This window comes from Polaromonas sp. P1_G2 (assembly GCF_056405515.1).
The window spans coordinates 1-1580 of record NZ_JBFUBY010000482.1 but is presented as its reverse complement, the minus strand read 5'-3'; the positions used below and the strand labels follow the sequence as shown (position 1 = coordinate 1580).

Sequence of the window (1580 nt, the reverse complement as noted above, 5' to 3'; positions counted from 1 at the left end):
GGGCTACCCCGGCCAGCAGAACTCAGAAGAGCACACCGCCGGGGAACAAGCACTGATTTAAATCGAACCAAGGTCTTGAATAGCATCCACCACCATACTCGTCCCCACAGCAATCAGCAGAATGTCAGTGGCAACCCGCACATATTTATGCCCTGCTGGCGGCGCACCCAACTGCACCACCACAGCCGAAGGCACGGGATAGAACACGACGTCGCGAGGGAGCGGCTGGCCGATGGCGTATTTCTTCGCCTGGCCCGGGGGCAGGCAGCCGTTGTTTTTCTTGGCCAGGCCCGGAGGGCAATGGCCGGCCTTGAATTGTTTGCCGTAGTAGTTCTGGACCACGACGCGCTGCTGCGGCACAAAATAGCCGCCGACTTTGACATCAGCGGCATGCTTGTTCTTCTTCGCCTTTTTGCCGCCCTGCCCGTCATCACCGTGGTCGGACTGTTCCGCCTGCTCGTGCTTGTTGCCTTTGTTTTTGCCGCCGCCTGCCCATTCGGGTTTCTCGGCAAAACTCGTGGAGCAAACCATGGCGGCCGCCATCAGCAGTGCAAGGCTGCGGCCGGGCAGGCGCGGTCCAGTGGTCATCGTGGTGTTTTTCATTGTGGTTCTCCGGTAGTTATGGATGAAGGCCGATACGGCGGGCATGCAAACCATGCGAGGCACATGCCTGAACTGTTCAACGGAGGCCGTCCGATGCCGTTGACGGTGTTTTGCCCATTCTGGCTCCGGTGAGATAAAAAGCACTGTAGGGAAACAAGCTGCGACAGCGTCCTACATTTGCTCACATTCAAGTGCCGTGCGCCTCAAGCCGAAGGCTCCGCGAATTTGAGCAAGCGTGTTGCCAGCAAGGTCTCCGCCAGAAAACACACCAGGGCCAGCAGAAAACACACCACCCCCGACAGAAAACACACCGTCGCGATCCGTAGCGTTGGAAGCTCACTGGTTTCCCCGAGGAACAGCAGGATGATGGTGCTGCCGATCAGGATGGCGCAGAAGGTCAGCAAGGCGATGCAGATGTTGACCAGCCAGCCGCGGTGGCGAAGCTCGCGCAGCTCGGCGTACATGCGGTGCGCGCGAGGCTCTTCCACGCCACCGGCTTCGAGCCGGTTTTCCAGGAAGCGCGCGCGGTCGATGATGCGGGCCAGCCGGCCGGCGACGGCGGCGATCATGCCCGAGACGGCGGTGAGCAAAAACACCGGCGCCACCGCCAGCTGGATGCCGTGGGTGACCGTGGCAAGGTCGGGTGCAAAGTTCATGCAAAGCTCCAGCTGCGGGTTGAAAGGCCTGCATTTTGTCATGCCGCTCGCCGGGGCACGGTGCTACTTGAGCTCGAACGGCGCTTCGTAGCGTCGCTGGCAGTTCTCGCAGAAAAAGCTGCGCCGCTGGGTTTTACCGAGATGGGCTCTCACAAAAGGGATTTCGCAGCGCGGGCAGATGGTTTTGGTGTGGGCCAACCAGTGCTGCCTGAGCACAAAGGCTTTTTTCCAGGCGAGAAAATCAAAGCTGTACTGCCGGGCCTGCGCCACCAGCTCGCGCAGTTTGGGCGCAGGCAAAGCCCCGACAATTGACAATTGACA

2 protein-coding genes and 1 pseudogene are annotated in these 1580 nt (G+C 60.2%); all 3 read right to left on the bottom strand.

Translation table 11 applies throughout. The features are described from left to right. Positions 1-57: 57 nt before the first annotated feature. A complete protein-coding gene (locus tag AC1D0P_RS25490) occupies positions 58-603 on the bottom strand; it encodes a hypothetical protein (protein ID WP_477679281.1) in 546 nt (181 codons plus the stop codon). A gap of 203 nt (positions 604-806) precedes the next feature. After that, a complete protein-coding gene (locus tag AC1D0P_RS25485; protein WP_477679280.1) occupies positions 807-1259 on the bottom strand; it encodes a DUF2721 domain-containing protein in 453 nt (150 codons plus the stop codon). Between the two features lie 63 nt (positions 1260-1322). Further along, positions 1323-1580 (bottom strand): annotated as a pseudogene (locus tag AC1D0P_RS25480) (endonuclease); the annotation flags it as partial.